Source organism: Chryseobacterium carnipullorum, from assembly GCF_900142785.1.
Taxonomy (GTDB): domain Bacteria; phylum Bacteroidota; class Bacteroidia; order Flavobacteriales; family Weeksellaceae; genus Chryseobacterium; species Chryseobacterium carnipullorum.
The window spans coordinates 70,231-92,758 of sequence record NZ_FRCD01000009.1 but is presented as its reverse complement, the minus strand read 5'-3'; the positions used below and the strand labels follow the sequence as shown (position 1 = coordinate 92,758).

Here is a 22,528-nt window from a genome sequence, read left to right as displayed (position 1 = left end):
TAATATTCCTGACATTTTTAAAATTTTACCATTAAGATAAAGTTGAGTTATTAAGAATATTAAGATTTAACGATATAATTTCTCCCGTATTTCTATTAACATTTTCTCTGTTTTTTTTATATCAGGATGGTCAGGAAGCACAGAAACTGAATGATGTAGTTCTATAGACTCTATCAGATTTTCAGCTTTCTGCATGACTGCCTCATAAGACCAGTTTCCGGCTTTGATATCAAGTAATTCCTCTCTGTTGTCTACTCGGATCTGTAAAGAGTTTGTTTTGAAAATCTGTTCACAAGACTGTAGCAAACGAATGGTATGCATCATGTTTTTGCTGTCGTAGTTCTGGCCATGTTCCTGATTGACATTATAGCGGTCTTCATTTCGTTCGGAAACCCATTTCCAGTATTCCTTGTAGTCTTTACAATAGGTGGAGTAGGCATCAAGGTTGCAGTAGAGATAAGCTGTTGGTTTTTCATTTTTAGGAACGGAAGACAGAGAAACCTGATTGGCTTCTTCATGCTGTATGATTCCTTTATAATCCAAGTCTCCTGATTCATCATAAAACAGGGCATGCATTCCTTTGGTATTTCCAATATTGGTAAGACCACATTTTTCCTGAGCTTTTCCATTTTCTGAGAGCCATTTTTTCAGAGGGACTGATCCCGGGCCGTCGAGAATATAACAGAAATCAAGAACCGATTTTCTTTCTTTTTCTATGGGATTAAGGATCTTTTTGTTGAGCCCTTTCGCTTTTTTAATTTGTGAAACAGCGTATCCTGCAAAGGTATCTTTACATAATTTAGATAAAAAATCCTCAGGCTGAAGCAGGTCCATCAGTGGGTTTTTTTGAAGAATACAGTCTTCCGGACTTGCCAGCATTTCCAGAATATTGGGATTATTTTTCTGCAGAAGTTCTACCAATCTTCCAATCTCGTAATAGGTAATATCATTGGTTTCATTAGAAATCTGCGGGATATAATTCAGACCGAAAAATTCTTCTTTCGGCAGATAATAAACCCCACGGATATCCGTATCCGAGTTTTCTGTGGCCAACCCAAAAGAACGGCTTCCTGAGATGGCTTCGAAGAGGATGAGGTTGTTGTATTTTAAGTCTTGGATGGTCATGGTTGAAATTGTTCAGTAAGATAAAAAACAGTGTCGATGAAGAATAAATTTCCCTGAAAAGTAAGAACATTTTCATCATGTAAATCTTCAAGGATAATTCCTAATTCAGGATGGTTGTAATCATTATTCCTATGATTAACAAAACCGTTGGAAAGCAGAAAAAGTTTTACATGTTCTAAATCCGTAAGCTTATCGGATTCTATAAAATCTTGTTCCACAACAGCATACAATATGTTTTCAGATTCATGGAAACCAATAAGTTTGTAAGCTGTATCAGGAAAAAAATAATTATTCAAAAGAAGATTGTTCAGGTAATCCAGCCATTTTTCATAATAAATCGAATCGTTGAGCTTTATGACCTTGTAATTATTGAATAAATATACTTTTTGTTCTGCTCCGGAAGATACAAAACTGCTGATGTCAATGGTATCTATCCAAAAATTATGCTGGTTACAATATTGTTTTAAGAGCGCTGCTTCTTCACTTTTGATCTGCTTGCCTGTTCCAGACGTTTTGCCTGTGCTTTTGCCTGCTCTAAGGTAATGGGAGACTTTTTGGATAGCATCTCCATGCCTAACTTGGCTCTTTCCTGAAATGATATTTTGTAATTCATCTTTCATGTAATTTATACAAAGTTACTAAATTTTTAAAACCGTAAAATACGATGGTTATAAGGAGTATATGAGATATGTTTTTACATTCATTCGTTTCATTTTATATGAACCCCCAGTAATTTTTCTGTCTTTCTTTTATTTACTTTTCAGGATACTGTTCAAAAATAATCTATAATCTTCTCTTATCGGTATTTTTGTTTCGAGATAAAGTTCATTTCTCATACATTCCAAACTCAACTGTGTTACAGGATTAAAACCTTGCTTAACTACTTCTTTGGAATACATTCCCACACCACGTTTCTGCCAGACAGGGAGATCATTATAATTGATCCCGAACTGATATAGCAGCTCATTTTTATCAGATTGCGACATTTTTTCAATTTTTGTAGCAGCCTGTTTAGCTGTGAAATTATTTTTTATCAAAGTCCAATAACAATAGGCAGAAAGAGAATTTCTGTGAGAATCTTCCTGTCTCCAGCAAAAGTAATCGAGAATCATATCATGGTTAGGAATGGCAATCGTTCTACAGTCGAAAACACCAATCTGCTGAAACTGTAAACTGAAGAATGCGCTTGCCTCTCCTGCCAAAACCGAGTTAAATTTTCTTACTTTTCTGCTGAATGTATTTTCATCCTTGTGGATCAACAGTGAAATTTCATCGCTTTGTGTGTAGCCGTAGATGACTCTAAATCCCACCATAAAGAGATGTTGCATGGTTGCTGTCATTGCAAGATGAAATCTTTCATCGAAAGGCTTTTCAAGTTCCAGCTTTTCTTTGGTCAGTTTTGTAAAACCTTTTCCGTCTAATCTCACAATAATAAAATTCTCCGGGAGAATATACTGCTCAGATAAGGCTTCGTTTTTTCTCATTAAAACTTCAATTTCTTCAAACTTCATAAGTGGTGATTATAAATTCATTATCGATAATGTTTACAGTCCGGATATGATCAAACCCTTCCTCATGCAGAGGCTTTTCCAATTCCTTATATTTTGTTTTTATACCAGCTTCATTAATGGATTCCTTTCGGTTTTTATTTCTTTCCAAAGAATTCTGAATAGTACTTTCAAAATAATATCCAATAATCTCATATTTGTTTTGTTTGGCCAGTTCAATATATTTCTTCCTGCCTTCCTTTGTAACATTTGTATTGTCAATAACCATTTTGGATTGCGTTTCAAAACAGTACCGAAGTAGTTTTCCTTCCTTATTTCTCGTATTGAGAAGATCCATGCTTATTCTGATATGAGAATTGAAAAAAAACTCCTTATATAAAGAACTTTTTCCACTGGCTGGGATCCCGATGAAAATAATCATTTCCATTATTATTAAATAGTTAATTCAGTTGATTAAAAAGAACTCCGGAAACCATTAGTTTTCCAGAGCCTTAATATAATGAAATACTTTATCGCTCCATCCATTGATCTCTGCAGTCCAGTTTCCTGTTTTTATACCGTGGGTATGGGTTGAGATATCAATGATATATGAGGTTTTATATGGTGAGGTATCCGGTTTTCTGACCAGACCGTAATGAGCGTCGATATCCTGGCTATCAGAAATAACGACCAGTCTTTCGGCATCTTTTGCATAGCCATTTTCCTTCAGCCATTCACAAAGCTGATACGTAAAAATACCTCCACCACCCATTTCCATAGCGATTTTGCTATAATTGGTGAATAGTCCCAAACCTTTGGATCCGTTCCAGATCATATGCTTGCCTTTTCTCTCAGCATCGCTTCCGGCAGTAAATACAAGGATAAGATCTTCAAAAATATACGAACCTGCAGCGGCCATAGCAAATGCAAGATCCATTCTTGAAAACTTGGAATTGGACGAGGTTATCCTTCCCATACTTCCGGAAACATCGATAGCCAGAATCGTAGTTCCTGTAATCTTCTCCTGGACGAAACAATTTTTCATGGCTTCATCAATAGCTGCGGTATAATCCGGAGCATTTCGCTGAGCGGCCAGAAAGTTCAATGGGGTAAGCCAATAACTTCCAACCTGGGATATTGCAGTTCTTATATCGTTTCTTGAAAGTCCTGCTTCAGTCATATTTCTCAGGTTCCTCAGGATGGCCAGAGAACCCAGACTTTTTTCAGCGATCATTCTTTCAAAAGTCTCTTTTTTATCAGCACCTTGTGACAGGGCTGTTTCCCAAGTGTTGGCAGGCTGTAGAGTATCTTCCACAAGCCCTTTCAGAGCCAGTTCATTTTTTGTGGTTGGTTTTGGATGTACAAGATTCACAACGTCTACCAGAGAAACATCCATATTGCTTTTTCTATATTTCGCGATCTGGTATTCATCGTAGTTATCAAAAGCTTTTGCAAGACCTTTTTTAATCGACTTGGACATTTTATACGAACCGTTTCTTACCTTCAGCATCTGAAGAACGTCAATGGTCATATCCGGTCTGTTGGCAATTTTAGCAAGAGCATCTTTCACAGAAACGTCATGAATTTCATTAGCAAGAATCAACAGCCATAGCGGGGTATGTCTTAATTTTTGTTCAAAACGGCATTCCAGAGCCAGTTCGATGATTTTTTCTCCCTCCACCTTATAGCAAAGGTCTTCGATCTGTTTCATGATCTCGTCTGCAGGCTGATAATAATCGGATTCAAAAAGCATATTGGCCAGTGCCACCCTTCTCAGCAACTCATCGTCTGAATATTTTCCTGCTGTATCTGTCAATTTTCCAGCGATGATGCCGGAGTCAAACCCAGTTTTTCTTGTGTTAAATTTTGACATATTCTTAGTTTTTTTATTCATTAAAAAGAAGCGGTTAAAAATTGATTAAGGCGTTTTTTTGAATCGAAGTAACCTAAATCTCGCACCGCTTCAATCAGGGAGGCTGACCGGACTCGAACCGGCGGCCTACGGCGTGAAAAGCGAAGTAACTTTATGGATCACACCTGCCTAAGCAGATTAAAATTAGTATAAAGTGTTTTTACGTTGCTCTACCATCTGAGCTACAGCCTCCTTATTGATGATGCAAAGTAAGAGTATGAGTGCGCAATGTTTTTGCGTAGAATTATTTTATAAAAAAAATAATTGAGAAAAAATAAATATTTTTATAAATATTTGATTTTGTGTGTATTAATTATTTTTTTTAATTTTATTTTAGGAAGTAAGATTTAGAAATTTGCTTAAACAAAAAAAGTCCCTTAAAAAAGGAACTTTCTTTATTTATAGGAGTCAGTTGGGTAAACTAATTTTATTTCTAATATCAGATTCTGTTAAAAAGGAAAGTTCTTATTTTTCTCTTTTTCATCCAGTAAATTTTGGATAATATCTTCCAGTAATTTAAAATCTTCCAGCTGTTTATATTGTATGCCAGCCGTTGTTTTATAAAGTCCATTAAAACTGGGATAATTCTGACCTACATATCCTTTCATTTCTGTGTTAAGGATCAGATTCTCATAATCGAAATTAATCGTGATCATAAGTTTTTCACCGGAAGCTTTAAATTCAGCATAGCATTGATTGATGAGATCAAAGTCAATAATATTGCTTTGAAAGGAATCATTCTTTAGATCGAACTCAAATTTTGCCTCGTCTAATTGTTCCTGTAAGATTTTCAAATCCGCATCTGCACCATATACTTCTTTATAGCGGTTTACAACCCATTGAATAAATTTTTCATTATAAAAAACTTCAAGAAAATCATTTTTAAAATGCCAAAAAAGACTGTAATAATAGTTGTCTACCGGAAGATTGAAACGAATCAGGCAGTCAATAGAAGACTGGGGAATGACCAAACCAAATTCCTCCTTTAAAAGCTGGCATTGCTTTGTAAAAGGATGAATAACAGATTCAGGAGCTTTGATCTCACTGTTGAACACCGAAGATCTACTTTTCCATTTAAAAAAATCAAATATTCCCATTATTGATAACTCATAACTATTTATAGTGCCAATATCTCCCTGAAAACCCTCTCCATCTCACCTTTATCCACTTTTCCTCCAGTCAAGTTCTTAGCTTTTTCTTCATTATCCTTAACCATACTTTCCAGAAATCCAAACAATTCCCAGTCATTAGAATGATAATAAGATTCTCCTTTTGTAGCTTTTAAAGCAACAAGATTTTCTATTTTATTTCTAGTAAAATCATCAACTAAAACCAGCAATTCACTGAATAAAACCGGAGGAACCGTTCCTTTTTCGATGATCCATTTTCCGGTCAATGCGGTTCTTAAACAGTAAAAATAACTTTTCAGTTTCACTTCATCGCTTCTGCAGGCTTCCAGATATTTTTTACTCATGCTCAGATAGTGGTAAGAAACGGCTATTGGCGAAAAACAAGTATCTGCTATGGGAGTAAAAAGTTCTACAAACTTCCCGTTCTTTTTGTAAACGATAGGCGAGTAAAACCAGCTCAATAAAGCCGCATTCGATTTTAGCAAAAGATGAAAAGTCTTTCGAAGATCCCATCCGGAACCGTCAAGATCATCCTCAGTCATGAATTCTATTGTCTCGTCTTTATCCCAGGGAGAAAGATACCAATCTTTTTCATGTCTGTAGATAAAACGTATGTCATAATCGCTGTCCGGCGATGCAAAACCCCAGGCTCTGCTTCCGGATTCTACGGCTAAAAGGACTTCTATCCCTCGTTCGGCCTCTATTTCTCTTATTTTTTCAAGTATTTTTGGTGTCATGTTGTTCAATTTTAATGCAAAGTAAAAGTAGCAGTGCGCAGTGTTTTTGCGTTGTGGCGTTCGGATTCGGATTTTGAGTTTGAGAGTTGTAGCGTTTTAGAGTTTACGATTTTGTAGATGTTGGATGAGGGGGTAAAAATAGTTAAGGCGATAAATTTTCAAAATATAAAAAATAGTTGTCGACATGATCCTTAATCTTGCTCAATCTCAATCTTTTCCTTAACCTAGAGTCTCATGTCTGAAATCTCGTGTCTCTGATCTTCCCATCTTCCTTCTTCCCATTCTCCCTAATTTCACTAATATTGCAACTTCATAATTTAACTAAAACTATCTGTACATCAATGTTAGCAGAACAATTACAACATACAATAGATTTTAAAACGAAACCTTTGGGAGCATTGGGCCATTTGGAATATTTGGCTCATAAGATCGGGATGGTTCAAAAAACGGTTGCGCCGGAACTTTTAAACCCGCATCTAGTCGTTTTTGCAGCAGACCATGGAATTGCGACAGCGGGCGTAAGTGCCTATCCGCAGGAAGTTACCTACCAGATGGTGATGAATTTTTTGGGTGGAGGGGCAGCGATCAATGTGTTTTGCAGACAGCATCATATAGCCATTAAGATTGTGGATGCCGGAGTGAATTTCGATTTTCCTGAAGATTTGGAATTGATTGATAAAAAAGTCAGGAAATCAAGCCGTAATATCCTTGAGGAACCTGCCATGACGGTTGAAGAATATCAGCAGGCGTTGGAAAATGGAAGATCGGTTGTTGCTGAGATTGCTGAGACCGGATGCAATATCATTGGTTTCGGTGAAATGGGTATCGGAAATACGTCTGCTTCTTCTCTGATGATGAGTCAATTGTTTGATTTACCGATTGTGAGCTGTATTGGACGTGGAACAGGTCTGAATGATGATCAGTTACAGAACAAGATCAATATTTTGTCTGCTGCCATAGAAAAGTATCCGGGGATATCAGCTCCTGATGACATTGCTCAAACGTTTGGAGGACTGGAAATTGCCCAGATGATAGGGGCCATGGAAGAGGCTTTTCATCAGAATATGCTGATCATGGTAGATGGCTTTATTGCAACCGTTGCGGTAGCCACTGCATGGAAAAAGAATCCTGAAATAATCAATCATTGTATCTTTTGTCATGTAAGTGATGAAAAAGCTCACCTTCAATTGATCGGGTTATTAGGACAGAAAGCATTACTCAATCTGAATTTACGTCTGGGAGAAGGAACAGGTTGCGCACTGGCTTATCCACTGATTCAGAGTGCGGTTAATTTTATGAATGAAATGTCAAGTTTCGAAGACGCTCATGTTTCCAATAAGCCATCTTAAACTTTTTTCTATGACTTATCTAACCAGTGTAGTGCCATTACAAAATGAACTTTCTGAAAATAAAAAAGGGGCAATGAAGCCCCTTTGTCTATTATTTAACTAACTCTATTAATAGGTTTTGGCAATATCTTTACCTGTGAACATCATTCGTACATATTTATGCTGAACAGCATCTTCATTAAAATTATAGGTATTGAATATTTGAGTGGTAGGAATGTATCTGTATAATCCGTCGTCTACCATATACATTTTGCCGTCAGTATTTTGTACGAGTTGAGTGGATGAATTGATGTCAGCTCCTCTGGTACCTGTATAATTTTCAATATCAACTTTCAATATCAGCCAATCTTTGGGCTTACCGTTTCTTGGGTTAGGCTTAAAATCAAATAATCCATTAACAACGGACCAGGAATCAATACGTCTTAAGGTACTTTCAAATACAATATATACCGCTCCTGTTTTATTATCCTCGAAGAAAGTTCCGTCACGAACTCTGAAAGGTTTAGGTCCTGATTCTTTTAAGTAGAAAGAAATTCCTTCATAGACAAATCCATCTTTTCCATTTCCTAATTCATTATAATCCCGGGTGTAAAAGTGAGTCTTGTTACTGGAATTGGAATATCTGTAAATTGGATAACTTCCGGGTTCATCACCATTATAGCTTGTTCCGACATCTTTTTTCTGCCAGTGACTTTGTCCGTTCAACTCATTAGGGTCGGTCGTTAATACCAAATCATTATTAACTGTATTGAACCAACTTGAAATGACAGGACCATTTCCATCAGCTGATCCTAAGAATCTATCCATACCATAAAAACCAAGGCCAGGGTATGATTTAGGAAGTTCGGAAGCTAAAGGAGAATTTCCGTACAGATATTTTTTGGTGTAATTACTGTAAAAACCATAAATCGTGTTGGTGATGTAGATAGAGGTAGACCATATCCCGCTGGGAGGAGTATCTTCAGTGGGAGTTGAAGGATCTCTGAAACCCCCTCGCGCTAATTCATTCTTATTATTCAGTTTGTCAGGACTTTGCAACTGATCTTGTTCTTTAGAATTGAGCAGATCGTCATTAGTACCTGAACAGCTTGCCAGGAATATAAGGCATAATCCGGCAAAATAAGCTTTTTTCATTTGTTTTTTTTAAGGTTATCAGTTGGCAAAAGTAAAATATTACAAAAGTAAAAAGTAGTTATTGCAGATGATAACCCTCATGTTTTCCATTTTCCTATTGATCTTTTAATGGCAAATAGTGATTTAATATTGTTAATTTTACTGACCTTTAATAAAGATAGATGAAAGTCATAAAAAACGAAATAACCTATTTCGCCACTGCATTGATGTTTTTTACGAGAATCCCGGTTCCTTTTAAGGTTCCGTATTCAAGTGAGATTATGAATAGATCTCAAAAATATTTCGCCTCGGTAGGATTGCTGGTGGGATTGATTAATGCGTTGATTTTATATTTATCGGTTCAGCTTTTTAATCTGGAAACAGGTATTGTTCTGATGATGATTGGCAGTGTTTTGCTGACCGGGGCTTTTCATGAAGACGGTTTCACGGATATGTGTGACAGTTTCGGAGGGGGATATGGAAAAGAAAAGATCCTTACCATTATGAAAGACAGCAGAGTAGGAGCCTACGGAACGATTGGTATTGTTCTTCTGTTTGCACTGAAGTTTTACAGTATTCAGGCGCTGGGAACCGTAGATTTGTTTAAAGTTTTGGGTATTATCGTCCTGGCTCATACGTCAAGCCGGTTTATTTCGGGAACGATGATCTATACTCATGAGTATGTAACAGATATTGATACCAGCAAATCTAAGCCTCTAGCCAATAAACCTTTGAAAGGGACTGCCTTAGTAACAGGATTTATAAGTGTTCTGGTTGCTTTTGCTCTTATTCCGGACTGGCGTCTGATCTTCGCTTTTACACTGGCCTACTTAGGAAAAATCTATATGGGATGGTATTTTAAAAAACAGATCGGAGGATATACCGGAGATTGTCTGGGCTCTGTACAGCAGGTTTGCGAAGTTTTGTTTTATTTAGGAACAATGATCGTATGGAAATTCATTTAATCCGACATACAGCTGTAGAAAATCCTGAGAATCTGTGCTATGGTTTTTCAGATATTCCTTTACGAAATAATTTTGCTGAAGATTTTAGAGCTTTGGATCTTGATGAAAATTTTGATCACGTAATTTCAAGTCCTTCCGGCAGATGTACCCTTTTGGCAGAACATTTTAAATTGAATTATAAGACAGATGAAAGGCTTCGGGAAATGAATTTCGGCCGCTGGGAAATGAAAAAATGGACTGATATTCCCGAAGAAGAAATCAATCCCTGGTATTACGATTTTGTCAATGTAAAAGCTGCCGGAGGAGAAAGTCTGCTCGATATGAAGGCTCGTGTAATGAGCTTTTGGAATGAATTTACTGCCGAGAACAATATGGATAAAGCTTTACTTGTTACCCACGGCGGAGTCATCCGTCTGATTATACAGTCAATTTTAGAGTTTCCTTTGGAGAATTTATTTAAGATACAGATCGACTACGGAAAGAAAGTGATTATTCAGGTGAATGAAGGAAATTTTTCTGTGAAGAAGCTGAACGGATGATTCGATAAAAAATAAAAAAAGAGGCTGTACACATAAGTGACGGCCTCTTTTCAATAAAATTAAATTCTAACTACTTTCAGGTTTTAAGCAGTAATCTGCTTTGGACCATTTCCTTTATCTTCTTCTTTTTTATCTAATTTCTCAGATATCTTTTTTACGATATACTCTATCGCAATAGGCGCTATAATTGCAATCAATGCTTTAAATATTCTTGATTTCATAGTATGATTTTTTTAATGTGCAGATTAATACAATTTCTGAGCCATTTTGAAATTATTAGTGGTGGTAAGTGTTTTAAAGTTTACTTTGAACCACCCCGTCAAAAATTCTTTGAATTTTCGCCACCCCTCCACGGAAGGGGAATTTCACTCCGGCAAATTTTTGTCATCACGAAAATCTTTGATTTTCAAAAAACTTAAGTGAGCTCCCTATTCGCAAAGTATTTAACTTAAAAATATCTCTTTTGCGGTTAAAAAACTCAGGAAGAATTAAATTAGTCCTCATCCGGAATTTTTAAATTCTCATAATTTTTATATCCCGCCCTAAACTTAGCCTGCAGTTTTAATCTCAGTTTTCTTGGCTTGTGAACGATCAGAGAATCTCCAAATCCAAGCAGCAGTCTTTCCAGTTCAAAGTTAAGTTGTACACAGACCTTAAATAATGTGCCTTTTTCTGTTTCGCTGATGATTTCCTGACTTTTATGGATGGGTTTTGTTTTCACGTACGGGGCATTGTGAGAGTCTACAAAGAAAATGACATTTCTTGGAGCCATCGTATCCGAAACGGTTACTCCGACAATATCTTTAAAATACTCATCACCATCCAGATCTTTATCAATATACACAACATTTTCTTCTATGCTAATGCTTTCCATACGGTCCAGGGCTAAATTGTACATTTTGCCTTTATGCTGACAGATCAGGAACCAGCGGTTATTGAATTCCTTCAGAAGTTGAGGATGAACCACATAATTGCTGGATTCTTTGGCAGTAAAACTTCGGTAGAGAATATTCAGAACTTTTTTGCTGGAGATACTTTCGTAAAGAATGTCGATATGTTCAAGCCCTTTCAGCTGCTCATTTTTATCCAGATGAATAATAGATTTCTGGCCTGTAGAATGGATGGAATCTTCCAGTTTCTGAATTACCCCGTTCATCTCTTTAAACATAGAGAAATCTTTGAACTGCTTCAGGATCTGAACAGCATTATTCATCGCTTTCAGATCGCTTTCATTCACGGAAATATTGTGGATACTGTACTCAGAGTCGCTGTATCGGTAGTATTTCCTTTCATATACCTCAATCGGCGCTTCATACCCGAATTTTTCACTTCGCATATTTTGCAGGTCAAGCTGAACAGTTCTCCTGCTGACATAAGATTCTTTTCCTTCAAATTCAAAAAGAGCATCAGAACACGCATCAATAAGATCTTCCAGCGTATACTTCCGGTATTTGTTCTTAAGGCATTTGTCTAATGTTTTGTAACGGATCAGTGCGTTTTTATTGGATGACATGGTGGTGTGGTTTTTTGGATGGGTGAAATGTCAATTGTGAATAGTGAATAGTGAATGGTGAATGGTGAATGGTGAATGGTGAATTTTGCTTCGCACGTCAATTTTTTTATCGTTTTCATAATTTATGATTCCCTTGCGAAGCAAATTCACCATTCACTTATCTAAAACTATTTCTCTTTCAATGCTTCTCCCTCAAAAGAAACACCTTTCCACCCATATTCCATAAAGTTTCTGATGTTTTGATGATCCATTCCTTCAGGATTTTGCAGAACATCTTCTCTGTAAAATTCTCCGAAAAGGGGAAGTACCTGCTCTTTTGAAAGTCCCTGAAGCTTTGCAAAACTGAAGACTTTGCATGAACCGTTATTCTGACCCGCTTCATTTACCGTAGTACCATTTTTAAACTCTGTAGGGGTAAAATCATAGTGTTCATCGATATAGGCAATAACTTCTTTAAACTGAATGGCTTCAGGATTGTTTTTGAGTTGTTCTACTAACATAATTTTTTAATTTTAAGAATTGAATTGTAATAAGCGATGGCTTTCTCCACTTTTTGACAAAAATAATTAAAATAATTTTATCTACGCAGAATTATTGCGCACTTGTGGTATTACTTTGCACTATCAAAATGACAATACAAATGGAATTTAACGGAAATCACCTGATTGAATTAGGGTACAGACCAGCCAAATGGTTTAAAGATGCCATTACACATATCAACGAAAATAATCTGGACGAAGTTCAGATCAAAGAATATCTTGATCAGTTTAAGCAGCCCGATATCATTCCCCTTCATGAAACCGCAAAAGATTTTATCATCAACATCAGAGCTGAGCATGAAAGTGAAACTGATAATGTGGAAAAAGTCATCAACACGATGAAAGTATTAATGAAAACACCTACGCTGACGGCCGGTGCTCTGATGCCGGATGCCTGTCCTACAGGTCCCGAAGGATTGATTCCCGTAGGTGGAGTGGTTGTGGCTAAAAATGCCATTCACCCTGGATTTCATAGCGCAGATATCTGTTGTTCTGTGATGTTGACGGATTTTGGAGATGCTGATCCTAAAGAAGTGCTGGATGCAGCTCATTCAGTGACGCATTTCGGATATGGAGGAAGACCGAGAGGAGAGCAGATGCCGATGTCTCAGGAACTGATGGATGCTTTCAGAGAAAACTACTTCTTAAGTGATGAAAAACTGATCAGTATTGCCCGTTCTCATATGGGAACTCAGGGAGACGGAAACCATTTCCTGTTCGTTGGAACGTCCAAAAATACAGGAAATACGATGTTGGTTACCCATCATGGATCAAGAGCTCCGGGTGCTGCTCTCTATGATAAGGGAATGAAAGTGGCCAATCGTTTCAGACAGGATATATCTCCGGAAACCTTGAGAGAAAATGCATGGATCCCTTTCGATACTGAAGAAGGACAGGCTTATTGGGGAGCCCTTCAGCTCATCAGAACATGGACGAAGGAAAATCATATCAATATTCATGATGCAGTTTTAAATAAACTGGGGACTGAAAAGCAGGATAGATATTGGAATGAGCATAACTTCGTTTTCAAAGATGGTGATCTGTTTTATCATGCGAAAGGAGCCACTCCTCTGGATGATAAATTTATGCCGGATATCACAGGACCGAGATTGATCCCACTAAATATGTCAGAGCCCGTTTTGATTGTTCAGGGAAAAACAAATGAAAGAAATCTTGGTTTTGCGCCGCACGGAGCCGGAAGAAATTTCAGCAGAACGCAGCATAAAAAGTCATTGGCCCATAAAACAATTGAAGAGATCTTTGATGAAGAAACCAAAGGACTTGATATCCGTTTTTTCTCCAATGAAATTGATATCTCCGAACTGCCAACCGCTTATAAAAGTGCTAAAAACGTAAGAGCACAGATTGAAGAATACGGACTTTGTGAAGTCCTTGATGAGGTGATGCCTTACGGATGTATTATGGCAGGAGATGTCGGAAAAAATGCACCGTGGAAGAAAAAGAAAAAATATAGAAAAGCATAAAGTAATATCAAAGAAGACAAAATACAACGCAAACATCTGCGTCATCTGTAAAATCTGCGGGAGAAATTCCCATATTTAGCAGAGATGCATCTTAAATTACTGCCATTTTGATTCATAGGATCAGAGTGGCAGTTTTATTAAATCCGATCATATAAAATCATAGATTCCATTCTTCCAGCCTAATACTTTGGAAGAATCTGCCTTCAGCCAGTTTTTGAGAATCGTAGCATACACTTTTCTGAAATCTTCGGTATAGATCAGATCCCCTTCATTTAGTTTCTGCAGATCCGGAAGCGCGTTGAGCATTCCTTTCTTTTTAAGACCACCGCTGATAAAAAACATTTGATTGGCTGTCCCGTGATCCGTTCCGTTACTCGCGTTCTGAGCGACCCGACGCCCGAACTCTGAAAAAGTCATCAGCAGAACATCATTGAAAATACCGTTGCTTTTCAGATCAGCTACAAATGACTTTACCGCTTCATTAATGTCGCTGAACAGCTTGGTCTGTCTTTCATTCTGGTTCACATGGGTATCAAAACTTCCCACAGAAAGATAATAAACCTGAGTATTGATGTCAGACTTGATTAAGGATGCCACCGTTTTAAAATCCTTTCCCAGTTGTGAATTGGGATACGTCTGATCCGTCTTTTTTAACTTGCTTTTTTCAAAAATATACTCTGCATTATTGATGGTGGAGCCCAGCGTCTGGTATAAATAAGAAACCGTTTCATCATCGTGATGGTGATCATATAAAGATTTGAAATACTTCTCCTGACTGGTCTGATAAAGCCTTTTGGGATCTTTAAATGCAAAGGCCTTATTGTTTTCTCCCTTCAGTGCCAGACTCAGCATATCATCTACTTCCAGTGCCTGGGTGGGATGTTCACATCGGTAGCATTCTTCATCCAGAAAACGTCCCAGCCATCCTGTTTCCAGAAATTCGTCACTTTTACTGGCAGAATGCCAGATGTCCATACTTCTGAAATGAGATTTATCCGGATTGGGATACCCTACATTATTCATGACAGAAAGTTCACCATTGTCGTATAGTTCCTTAAAATAATACAACGCCGGATTGATTCCCGTTTCGTCATTCAATGGTAAAGAATCTTTAATGGCAATATGGTTTCTTTCTTTAAAGTAAATGTCATTTTTTGACGGAATAATCGTATTCAAACCATCATTTCCACCCGTAAACTGAAGCACAACAAGGATTTTCTGATTCGGCTCAAGAGCGTCATTCAATGTCATGGCTTTCAGAAAATTGGGCATCATCAGCGATGCAGTAGCTAATGAACTTATTTTGAGGAAATCTCTTCTTTTGATTAGCATAATTTTGTTTTTAGGTTAAATTAAAGGTGGCAGCTTGCAGGTGACAGGTGGCAGGGCTTGACTGCGTTTTTTTAATGGTGGATGTTTTTTATTCACTGATCTGCTATCTAACACAACTGATATTCCGGCGTAGACATCAGATTGATAATATTCATTTTAATACTCTTATCCGAAAAATTCTTCACAGAATCCATATCGAGAGTTTTGGTATTCTGAATAAGGTATTCTTCACAGTTTTTATCGGCAAAAACCTTTTCCAGCCTAGCCCAGTCAATCGTAATATTAGGGTTTTTAAACGATTTGTTCATGGCTGTTTCACGCGATTTCATGCCCATGTCGATATCATCATCCTGTCGCGGACTGTATTCCAAAGGGCGCAATCCGGACCATATTTGCGGAATCTGAAGTCTGACCATCAGGGTAGAACTGTCTATCCATGATTTTCCGTTGGGCCATCCGGCAACGTTCGGCGGATAGAGAAGCATCTGGCCAAGCAGTTTCTGATAAACGATGAGGTTTTCCGGGTTTTGAATGTTCATTGGGAGCATCCGCATCATTCCAGCCATTAGTTCTATCGGAGATTTTATTCTGTTTCCAATATTTTTTTTATCATAAAACCAGGAACTCGAAAATATATCAGACATGAGTTTTCTGATGTCATATCCTGATTGATGGAAATTCGTACTCAATTGGTTTACAATATTCTCATCTACCTTTTCATTCACGAAAAACTTATATATTTTAGTCGTAATAAAGTCAGCAGTCGCTTTTTGTTCAAGGATGATATTTAAAATATCGGTTCCGGTGAAGTTTCCCGTTTTTCCCAGAAATGTTTTGGTTCCGTCATCGTGAAGGTTTTTTCGCTCTTTAAAATTACCCTCTTTATCATATCCCCAGCCCGTAAATGCTCTGGCTCCTTCTCTGATGTCTTTTTCCGTATAATTTCCCCTTCCCATCGTAAACAGTTCCATGACTTCGCGGGCAAAGTTTTCATTCGGATGATCTTTTTTGTTCTGCTGATTATTGAGGAAATTCAGCATGGCAGGTGACTGGCTCACTTCGAAAAGGAGTTCTTTAAAATTACCCAGCGCATTCTTTCTGATCGTATTCAAAAGCTGTTTACTGAATTTTGAATTGTTGACCCTCGATGCAAAATGTCCGTGCCAGAAAAAAGCCATCTTCTCTCTCAGCTGATCCTTGCTGTTCACCATCTGATTCAGAAAATTCAGGTTCAGTTCATTGCTTTGTTCCCTGATGATCCGCTGCATTTCCTTTTTCTTATCAGCCGGAGTTCTGCTGTCCATCATATCATCTGAAATTACAGTATCAGGCGTGTCATAGTTGATTTCTGTATATTTTTGTTCTTTAAATAATTCATTAGCAAGCGTTTTTAAGCTGATATTTTTCAGATTCCCGATCTGGTTGATTCCAGCTCCGAAACCGGCACGCCAAAGAAGATGTTTATTGTGTAAAAGTGAGTCGGCCATGTTAAGAGAATTTAATTTTTTGATGATAAAGAGAGATAAAGGTTAAAATGATAACGGTTAAGAATTCGCAATCGTATGAATTTTAAGATTTAACTTAAACAATCATTTAATTTTAATATAAATTAACATATTGATAATCATTGTTTTGTATTTGGTTTTGGTGTTAAAATCCAACGCTAAACTTCCCTTGGCACGATTTTTACATCTTATTGGATTAGTAAAATTTAAAATTAGAGTTATGAAAATGTTAAAGCAAACAATATTAATGGCTGGAATCTTAACAGCAGGTGTCGCAAGTGCACAAAGCTCAAAGATGAACAATATGATCAAGGTAGGTGCAAATGTTGGTTTAGCAGTTCCTTCAGATAATCTTTCTGCAGCTGCAGGAGTGGATGTATCATATCAGAATTTGATCACTCCAGGATTTGGATTAGGTATTGCAACAGGATATACTCATTATTTTGGAAAAAGTAACAACGGTTATGATAACAATGACGTAGGGGTAGTTCCTGTAGGAGCTTTAATCAGAATTTATCCTAAACAGACTGGTTTCTACTTTGGAACAGACTTAGGATACGGTTTCCTTGTAGGGGATAAAAAAGTAGCTTCCAACAGTTCTGCCGACAGACCAGACGGAGGTTTCTACATCAAACCAGAGATCGGATACCACAACAGAGACTGGAATTTCTTCGTACAATACCAAAAAGTTTTTGTAGGAGATAAAGGCGATATCGCTGGACAGGACTATAATGTGGGGAATATCGGACTTGGTTTCGGATACAATATTCCATTAGGAAAGTAGTTAGATTTATATATAAACAATTATTAGCCAAAACCTTTTTATTAAAATGAAAAGGTTTTTTGCTTCCCTACAGGATTTACGAAAACTATTATTATATTTGATAAAATTTGAGGTTATGATTTTGAATCCAAAATTTCCGCTTTATTTACCAGGAGTAGAGAACAGTAATAATGATCATGTGACAATCATTGGAGCAAGTCTCCGTGAAGATATAACCATCTTAGGCTATTTTGTTTCCGGTAACGGAGGTCTTGAGATAAAAATTCAGAATGACTATAGTACGAAAGACTATGCGTCATTTTCTGATATATTAAGAAAATTCATTCAGGATAATCAGCTGGAGAATGTAAAACGTCTTTCATTAGCTGTTCCCGGACCAGTAATTGATGGGAAAAGCAGTCCTGCAAGGCTAGGTTGGGACTTAAATATTGAAGAATATACCAGAGATTTCGGGTTTGAGAAAGCGGATATGCTGAATGACCTTGAAGCTTCTGCCTATGGAATGGGACTTCTGGAAGATAATGATTTGGATCCGATCTATACCAGTGGTCATCTTGAAAAAGGAAATGTAGCCATCCTTGCTCCCGGAAACGGACTGGGGGAAGCAGGATATTTCTTCGACGGGAAATACCTGAGACCTTTCGCCACAGAAGGTGGACATTCAGAATTCTCTCCTAGAACGAATGTAGAAGTTGAATTTTATCAGTTCCTGAACAATATCTATGGTATTGTAAGCTGGGAGAACGTACTGTCTAAAACAGGTCTTTTCAATATCTACAGATTCTTAAGAGACGTAAAAAGACATCCTGAGCCGGAATGGCTGGCAGAACGTATTTCTGGAGGGAATTTCGTTCAGGAGATTTACAAAGCTGCCGTAGAGGAAGACGTACTCATCTGTAAAATTGCCTTAGATACCTTTATAGAATTCATGGCAAGAGAGGCGAACAACCTTGTGCTGAAGCTTAAAGCGACCGGAGGATTATTGATTTCCGGAGATATTCCACAGACCATCAGAGAATATATAGACAAGGGAAAATTTTATGATAAGTTTAAAATAAGTGACAAGATGGAAGAGCTGTTGAAAAGCACGCCGATCTATCTGGTTAAACAAAACCATACCGCATTGAAAGGCGCCGCATTGTACACCGCTTATTATCAAAATTAAAATACAAAACTCCGAAACTTTCGGAGTTTTTTTATGGGATGATATTATTCATAAAAATAATTACTTTTATTGATATACATCAATGAAATCTATCGGATAAGTTGGCTACATTTGCAGCATTAAACAAGTAAATAACTTTATTCAAATGAAAAAAATATTCTTATTAGCAGTTGTTGCCAGCGGTTTGGCATTCGGACAGTCAAAAAAAGTAGTAGCGTCTGATGTTCACTGGTGGGGATACAAAGTAGCTAAATCTGAGGCAAGCTCTCATGACGGGACGGTAAAAGTAAAGTCCGGAGATATGATCATGAAAGGAAATAATCTTGTAGGAGGAAGCTTTGTATTGGATATGACTTCTATCAACGCAACTGATCTTTCAGGAGAATATCAGCAGAAATTGAACGGACACCTTAAGAACGGTGACTTCTTCGAAGTTGAAAAATTCCCTACTGCTTCTTTCAAAATCACTTCTGTAAAGAAAAACAGCGATAAGATTTACAACTCTTTAGTAACAGGAAACCTTACCGTGAAAGGAAAAACAAGCCCAATCACTTTCCCAGCAAAGATTGCTTACAGCAAAGGAGTGGTAAGTCTGGTTTCTGATAAATTCGCTTTCGACAGACAGAAATTCGACGTTGCTTACAAATCTACAATGCAAGATGTTTTTGTGAAAGATGACATCGAAATGATTGTAAAGGTGACTGCTAAATAATTTAATCAAAAAAAGATTGTTAAAAGTGTAGAAGTTCTACACTTTTTTTTATTTTTGTTGAATTGTAAATAAAAAAGAATGAAAAGATTACTATTGTTTGCTATGGTGTGCGCGAGCATATCATTTGTTTCTGCACAGAGGAAATTTGATAAGGTTTCAAAAGTGACTTCATCAGAGATCAGGTGGTGGGGATATAAAGTCGTTAAAACTGAGGCTTCTTCGCATTCAGGGACGGTAAAGCTGAAAAGCGGAAAATTCAATTTCGATAAAACAGTTCTGGTAGACGGAGAGTTTATTATAGATATGAGAAGCATGATGGCGGGAGATATTTCCGAAGAAGATCAAATCAAGCTTACCAACGAATTGAAAAGCACCAATTTCTTTGAAGTTAAAAAATTTCCGATCGCGAAATTCCACCTGACTAAAATAATTCCTTTAGCAAACAGTGAGTACAATTCAACGATATATGGTGATATTACCATCAAAGGAGTAAGAAAAACGATCACCTTCCCGGCGAATGCTTATGTAACTCAGTTTACAGTGGTGATTGAATCTGCTAAATTCTCATTAAACAGAAGAGACTTTAAAGTATTCTACCAGTCTTCGCTGAAAGATTACTTCATCAAGGATGAAATGGATTTCCAATTCAAAGTTTCTACAGAAAAACTGGATAATGATAACAGGGTTCCTGTGAAGAAAAAGAAATAGGTAAGATATACTATCAAAATACGATGGGCAGTTTTTATAAACTGCCCATTTTTTATGCCTTTAATGGATTGATAAAACGGGCTGCTGGAAGAAATAGATAATAGGTTAAACAACTTGAGCAATCACATGATTCGATAACTCAGTTATTGGTGCAGCGGCAGTTCTTTGCTTTCCTTGTTATAAAGACTAAGGCAAAAACTTTGCGTTACAAAAGCATACAGTTAAAGCAAAATCTCTCTTTATATTCTAAAACGTCCCGTATTCTTAAAAATTAAAAATGCGGTACATGTCAAATTTAATCTGTTTCTTTTCCTTCGTTTTTCCTAAATTAGTCCTATGAAAATTTATGTAGTAAGTGGCCTCGGAGCAGACTTTAAAGTATTGGAAAGACTGGAATTTCCCGAGAACTGTGAATTGATTTTTATAGACTGGCTTATTCCCCACAAAAATGAGCCCTTTTATTCCTATGTTGAAAGAATGGCGGAGAAAGTAGATGATTCAGAGCCGTTTTGCCTGCTGGGTTATTCTTTTGGTGGGATTATGGTTCAGGAGATCAATAAACTTAAACCTGCCCAAAAAGTGGTTATCATGGGAAGCATCAGGTCAGATAAAGAAAAATCTAAATTGATCAGGACAGGGGAGATTACAAAAATTCCGAGAATACTTCCTACAGGGATGTTCAATGACAAAGCGGCGAATGTTTATTCTGTAGTGAGAAAGTTGTTTGATCCGAAGAATCCAAAAATTCTTCAATACTTTCAGGTTCGGGATCCCTACTATCTGAAGTGGTCTGTGGAAAAGGTCTCAGAATGGAAATTTGAGGAAATTCCGGGGGTTATCCAGATTTTAGGAGATAAAGATATTGTATTTCCTATTAAATATTCAAAACCGGATTATGTCATCAAAGGAGGAACGCATCTTTTTCCGGCCACAAAACACAAGGAAGTATCCAAAATATTGAAGGAGGTTTTTGTTTGAAATGATAAAATTTACGATTTAGTGTATTTTTTTTAGGGGTTTAAATTTGAAAACATGTGTTTTTATAAAATTTATATTTAATTTTGATAGGGTTAAATATAAATTGTATGAAAATTGGTTTAAAATGGATCGTTTCCTTCTCAGTCATTACCCTTGTGGCGTTCGGAGGATTATTCTGGAGCCCGATCGTTGATTTCCCCAATACGGGAGAGTTCCTCAGTGAAGATAAAATCGTAGGCGCAGATGTCGCATGGATTCTGGCAGCAGCAGGTCTTGTCCTTCTGATGACCCCGGGACTGTCCTTCTTTTACGGCGGCATGGTAGGGAAAAAAAATGTGATTTCCACGATGCTCCAAAGCTTTATTGCCCTGGGTGTTATTTCAATTTTGTGGGTCGTTGTAGGGTTTTCTTTATCTTTCGGGGATTCTTTAGGTTTTGAAGTGGATGGGGTTCATTACGGAATCATCGGAAACCCTTTAAGTTATCCATTTTTCAGCAGGGTGGGAGTGCTGCCTCACAAAGCAATGGCTTCTACGATTCCGTTTGTTCTTTTTGCCCTTTTTCAGATGAAATTTGCCGTTATAACACCTGCGTTGATTACCGGTTCTTTTGCAGAACGCGTACGTTTTATCTCTTATCTTTTGTTTATGGTGCTTTTCAGCATTTTCATTTATACACCACTTTGTCATATGGTATGGCATCCGGACGGACTTTTAAATAAATATTTTGGCATAAAAGATTTTGCGGGTGGAACTGTGGTCCACATGAGTGCCGGTTTTGCAGCCTTGGCTGGTGCGATGGTTTTAGGGAACAGAAAAAATCCTCACCATGAACCTTCCAATATTCCTTATGTCCTTTTAGGAACCGGAATGCTCTGGTTCGGATGGTTTGGGTTTAATGCCGGATCAGCACTCAGCGCGAATGCATCGGCAGCTATGGCTTTTGGAACCACTACGATTGCATCAGCTTCCGCCATGATGACCTGGATCTTTTTTGACCGGATCAACGGGAGAAGTGTTTCTGCATTGGGGGCGTGTATCGGAGCGGTTGTAGGGCTGGTAGCAATTACTCCCGGTTGTGGCTTTGTCAGCATTCCGGAAAGTCTTTTTATAGGATTTGCAGCGGCGATCGTTTCTAATCTCATGATGAACTGGAAAGCGCTGAAAAAAATAGATGATACGCTGGATGTATTTGCCTGTCACGGAGTAGGTGGGATTATGGGAATGATCCTCACGGCTGTATTTGCCCACGGTGAAAATGCCAGTCTTCTTCATGGAGGAATTGAAGTTTTTGCTCATCATATGATTGCTCTGGCTCTTGTTTCGGTTTTCACATTCTTTGGTTCCCTGCTTTTGTATAAGATTACAGATTCTATTATTACCCTCAGAGTTTCTGAAGAAGCAGAGTCTATGGGGCTCGATCTTTCCCAGCATGAGGAAAGTCTCAAGTGA

General features: G+C 37.4%; 23 protein-coding genes and 1 tRNA gene. 10 read left to right on the top strand and 14 right to left on the bottom strand.

The features are described from left to right. Positions 1 to 66 precede the first annotated feature (66 nt). From BUC06_RS11590 to BUC06_RS11560, 8 genes are all read right to left on the bottom strand, one after another. On the bottom strand, positions 67 to 1,125 hold the full coding sequence (locus tag BUC06_RS11590) for a nucleotidyltransferase domain-containing protein (RefSeq protein ID WP_073334047.1): 1,059 nt from the start codon (positions 1,123 to 1,125) through the stop codon (positions 67 to 69). Next, positions 1,122 to 1,745 (bottom strand): putative polyvalent protein kinase domain-containing protein, encoded by a 624-nt coding sequence (locus tag BUC06_RS11585; protein ID WP_073334045.1) that lies wholly within the window; start codon positions 1,743 to 1,745, stop codon positions 1,122 to 1,124. Before BUC06_RS11585 ends, BUC06_RS11590 begins: the two co-directional genes overlap by 4 nt. 129 nt (positions 1,746 to 1,874) lie before the next feature. Continuing rightward, entirely contained in the window at positions 1,875 to 2,636 is a 762-nt protein-coding gene (locus BUC06_RS11580; protein ID WP_073334044.1) for a tRNA(His) guanylyltransferase Thg1 family protein, read from the bottom strand. Then, positions 2,626 to 3,060, bottom strand: coding sequence for an AAA family ATPase (locus BUC06_RS11575; RefSeq protein ID WP_073334042.1), 435 nt, complete (start codon positions 3,058 to 3,060; stop codon positions 2,626 to 2,628). The genes BUC06_RS11580 and BUC06_RS11575 overlap by 11 nt, the downstream gene beginning before the upstream one ends. A gap of 48 nt (positions 3,061 to 3,108) precedes the next feature. Further along, on the bottom strand, positions 3,109 to 4,485 hold the full coding sequence (locus BUC06_RS11570) for a TROVE domain-containing protein (RefSeq protein ID WP_073334204.1): 1,377 nt from the start codon (positions 4,483 to 4,485) through the stop codon (positions 3,109 to 3,111). Positions 4,486 to 4,583: 98 nt separating this feature from the next. After that, a tRNA-OTHER gene (locus BUC06_RS23815) sits at positions 4,584 to 4,716 on the bottom strand. Between the two features lie 257 nt (positions 4,717 to 4,973). Beyond that, entirely contained in the window at positions 4,974 to 5,621 is a 648-nt protein-coding gene (locus BUC06_RS11565; RefSeq protein ID WP_073334040.1) for a hypothetical protein, read from the bottom strand. A 20-nt stretch (positions 5,622 to 5,641) separates the two neighbouring features. After that, complete coding sequence (locus BUC06_RS11560; RefSeq protein WP_073334039.1) at positions 5,642 to 6,391, bottom strand: nucleotidyltransferase domain-containing protein; 750 nt, start codon at positions 6,389 to 6,391, stop codon at positions 5,642 to 5,644. 341 nt (positions 6,392 to 6,732) lie between these two features. Between BUC06_RS11560 and cobT the strand changes: the two genes are divergently transcribed. Beyond that, a complete protein-coding gene (cobT, locus tag BUC06_RS11555; protein WP_073334037.1) occupies positions 6,733 to 7,740 on the top strand; it encodes a nicotinate-nucleotide--dimethylbenzimidazole phosphoribosyltransferase in 1,008 nt (335 codons plus the stop codon). A gap of 108 nt (positions 7,741 to 7,848) precedes the next feature. Here cobT and BUC06_RS11550 read toward each other — a convergent pair whose 3' ends face one another. Then, complete coding sequence (locus BUC06_RS11550; protein ID WP_073334035.1) at positions 7,849 to 8,874, bottom strand: hypothetical protein; 1,026 nt, start codon at positions 8,872 to 8,874, stop codon at positions 7,849 to 7,851. Positions 8,875 to 9,035: 161 nt separating this feature from the next. Here BUC06_RS11550 and BUC06_RS11545 point away from each other — a divergent pair, with 161 nt between their 5' ends. Both BUC06_RS11545 and cobC read left to right on the top strand, forming a co-directional pair. After that, positions 9,036 to 9,818, top strand: coding sequence for an adenosylcobinamide-GDP ribazoletransferase (locus BUC06_RS11545; RefSeq protein ID WP_083564058.1), 783 nt, complete (start codon positions 9,036 to 9,038; stop codon positions 9,816 to 9,818). Further along, on the top strand, positions 9,803 to 10,357 hold the full coding sequence (gene cobC, locus BUC06_RS11540) for an alpha-ribazole phosphatase (RefSeq protein ID WP_073334033.1): 555 nt from the start codon (positions 9,803 to 9,805) through the stop codon (positions 10,355 to 10,357). The genes BUC06_RS11545 and cobC overlap by 16 nt, the downstream gene beginning before the upstream one ends. An 83-nt stretch (positions 10,358 to 10,440) precedes the next feature. Here the strand turns inward: cobC and BUC06_RS23810 are convergent, their stop codons facing one another. The 3 genes from BUC06_RS23810 to BUC06_RS11530 all read right to left on the bottom strand — a co-directional run bounded on the left by BUC06_RS23810 (position 10,441) and on the right by BUC06_RS11530 (position 12,370). After that, positions 10,441 to 10,578 carry a hypothetical protein gene (locus BUC06_RS23810; protein WP_164466284.1) on the bottom strand — a complete coding sequence of 46 codons (138 nt, stop codon included), beginning with the start codon at positions 10,576 to 10,578 and terminating at the stop codon, positions 10,441 to 10,443. A gap of 272 nt (positions 10,579 to 10,850) precedes the next feature. Continuing rightward, positions 10,851 to 11,870 (bottom strand): helix-turn-helix transcriptional regulator, encoded by a 1,020-nt coding sequence (locus BUC06_RS11535; RefSeq protein ID WP_073334032.1) that lies wholly within the window; start codon positions 11,868 to 11,870, stop codon positions 10,851 to 10,853. Positions 11,871 to 12,037: 167 nt separating this feature from the next. After that, positions 12,038 to 12,370, bottom strand: coding sequence for a HopJ type III effector protein (locus BUC06_RS11530; protein WP_073334030.1), 333 nt, complete (start codon positions 12,368 to 12,370; stop codon positions 12,038 to 12,040). A 140-nt stretch (positions 12,371 to 12,510) separates the two neighbouring features. On the opposite strand from BUC06_RS11530, the gene BUC06_RS11525 reads away from it, so the two are divergent. Then, positions 12,511 to 13,893: an RtcB family protein gene (locus tag BUC06_RS11525; RefSeq protein ID WP_073334029.1), complete on the top strand. Its 1,383-nt coding sequence runs from the start codon at positions 12,511 to 12,513 to the stop codon at positions 13,891 to 13,893. A gap of 147 nt (positions 13,894 to 14,040) precedes the next feature. Here BUC06_RS11525 and BUC06_RS11520 read toward each other — a convergent pair whose 3' ends face one another. Both BUC06_RS11520 and BUC06_RS11515 read right to left on the bottom strand, forming a co-directional pair. Then, the gene (locus BUC06_RS11520) at positions 14,041 to 15,225 is read right to left on the bottom strand and encodes a DUF1501 domain-containing protein (RefSeq protein ID WP_073334027.1); all 1,185 of its coding nucleotides are present in this window, start codon (positions 15,223 to 15,225) and stop codon (positions 14,041 to 14,043) included. Positions 15,226 to 15,332: 107 nt separating this feature from the next. After that, positions 15,333 to 16,712 carry a DUF1800 domain-containing protein gene (locus BUC06_RS11515; RefSeq protein ID WP_073334026.1) on the bottom strand — a complete coding sequence of 460 codons (1,380 nt, stop codon included), beginning with the start codon at positions 16,710 to 16,712 and terminating at the stop codon, positions 15,333 to 15,335. 238 nt (positions 16,713 to 16,950) lie between these two features. On the opposite strand from BUC06_RS11515, the gene BUC06_RS11510 reads away from it, so the two are divergent. The 6 genes from BUC06_RS11510 to BUC06_RS11485 all read left to right on the top strand — a co-directional run bounded on the left by BUC06_RS11510 (position 16,951) and on the right by BUC06_RS11485 (position 22,528). Continuing rightward, complete coding sequence (locus tag BUC06_RS11510; RefSeq protein WP_073334024.1) at positions 16,951 to 17,514, top strand: hypothetical protein; 564 nt, start codon at positions 16,951 to 16,953, stop codon at positions 17,512 to 17,514. Positions 17,515 to 17,629: 115 nt separating this feature from the next. Further along, entirely contained in the window at positions 17,630 to 18,679 is a 1,050-nt protein-coding gene (locus BUC06_RS11505) for a glucokinase (RefSeq protein ID WP_073334022.1), read from the top strand. Positions 18,680 to 18,824: 145 nt separating this feature from the next. Then, positions 18,825 to 19,391: a YceI family protein gene (locus BUC06_RS11500; RefSeq protein WP_073334021.1), complete on the top strand. Its 567-nt coding sequence runs from the start codon at positions 18,825 to 18,827 to the stop codon at positions 19,389 to 19,391. Between the two features lie 78 nt (positions 19,392 to 19,469). Continuing rightward, complete coding sequence (locus BUC06_RS11495) at positions 19,470 to 20,099, top strand: YceI family protein (RefSeq protein WP_073334019.1); 630 nt, start codon at positions 19,470 to 19,472, stop codon at positions 20,097 to 20,099. A 336-nt stretch (positions 20,100 to 20,435) separates the two neighbouring features. Continuing rightward, positions 20,436 to 21,077, top strand: a complete 642-nt coding sequence (locus tag BUC06_RS11490; RefSeq protein ID WP_073334018.1) for an alpha/beta hydrolase — start codon at positions 20,436 to 20,438, stop codon at positions 21,075 to 21,077. 107 nt (positions 21,078 to 21,184) lie between these two features. Continuing rightward, positions 21,185 to 22,528, top strand: a complete 1,344-nt coding sequence (locus BUC06_RS11485) for an ammonium transporter (protein ID WP_073334015.1) — start codon at positions 21,185 to 21,187, stop codon at positions 22,526 to 22,528.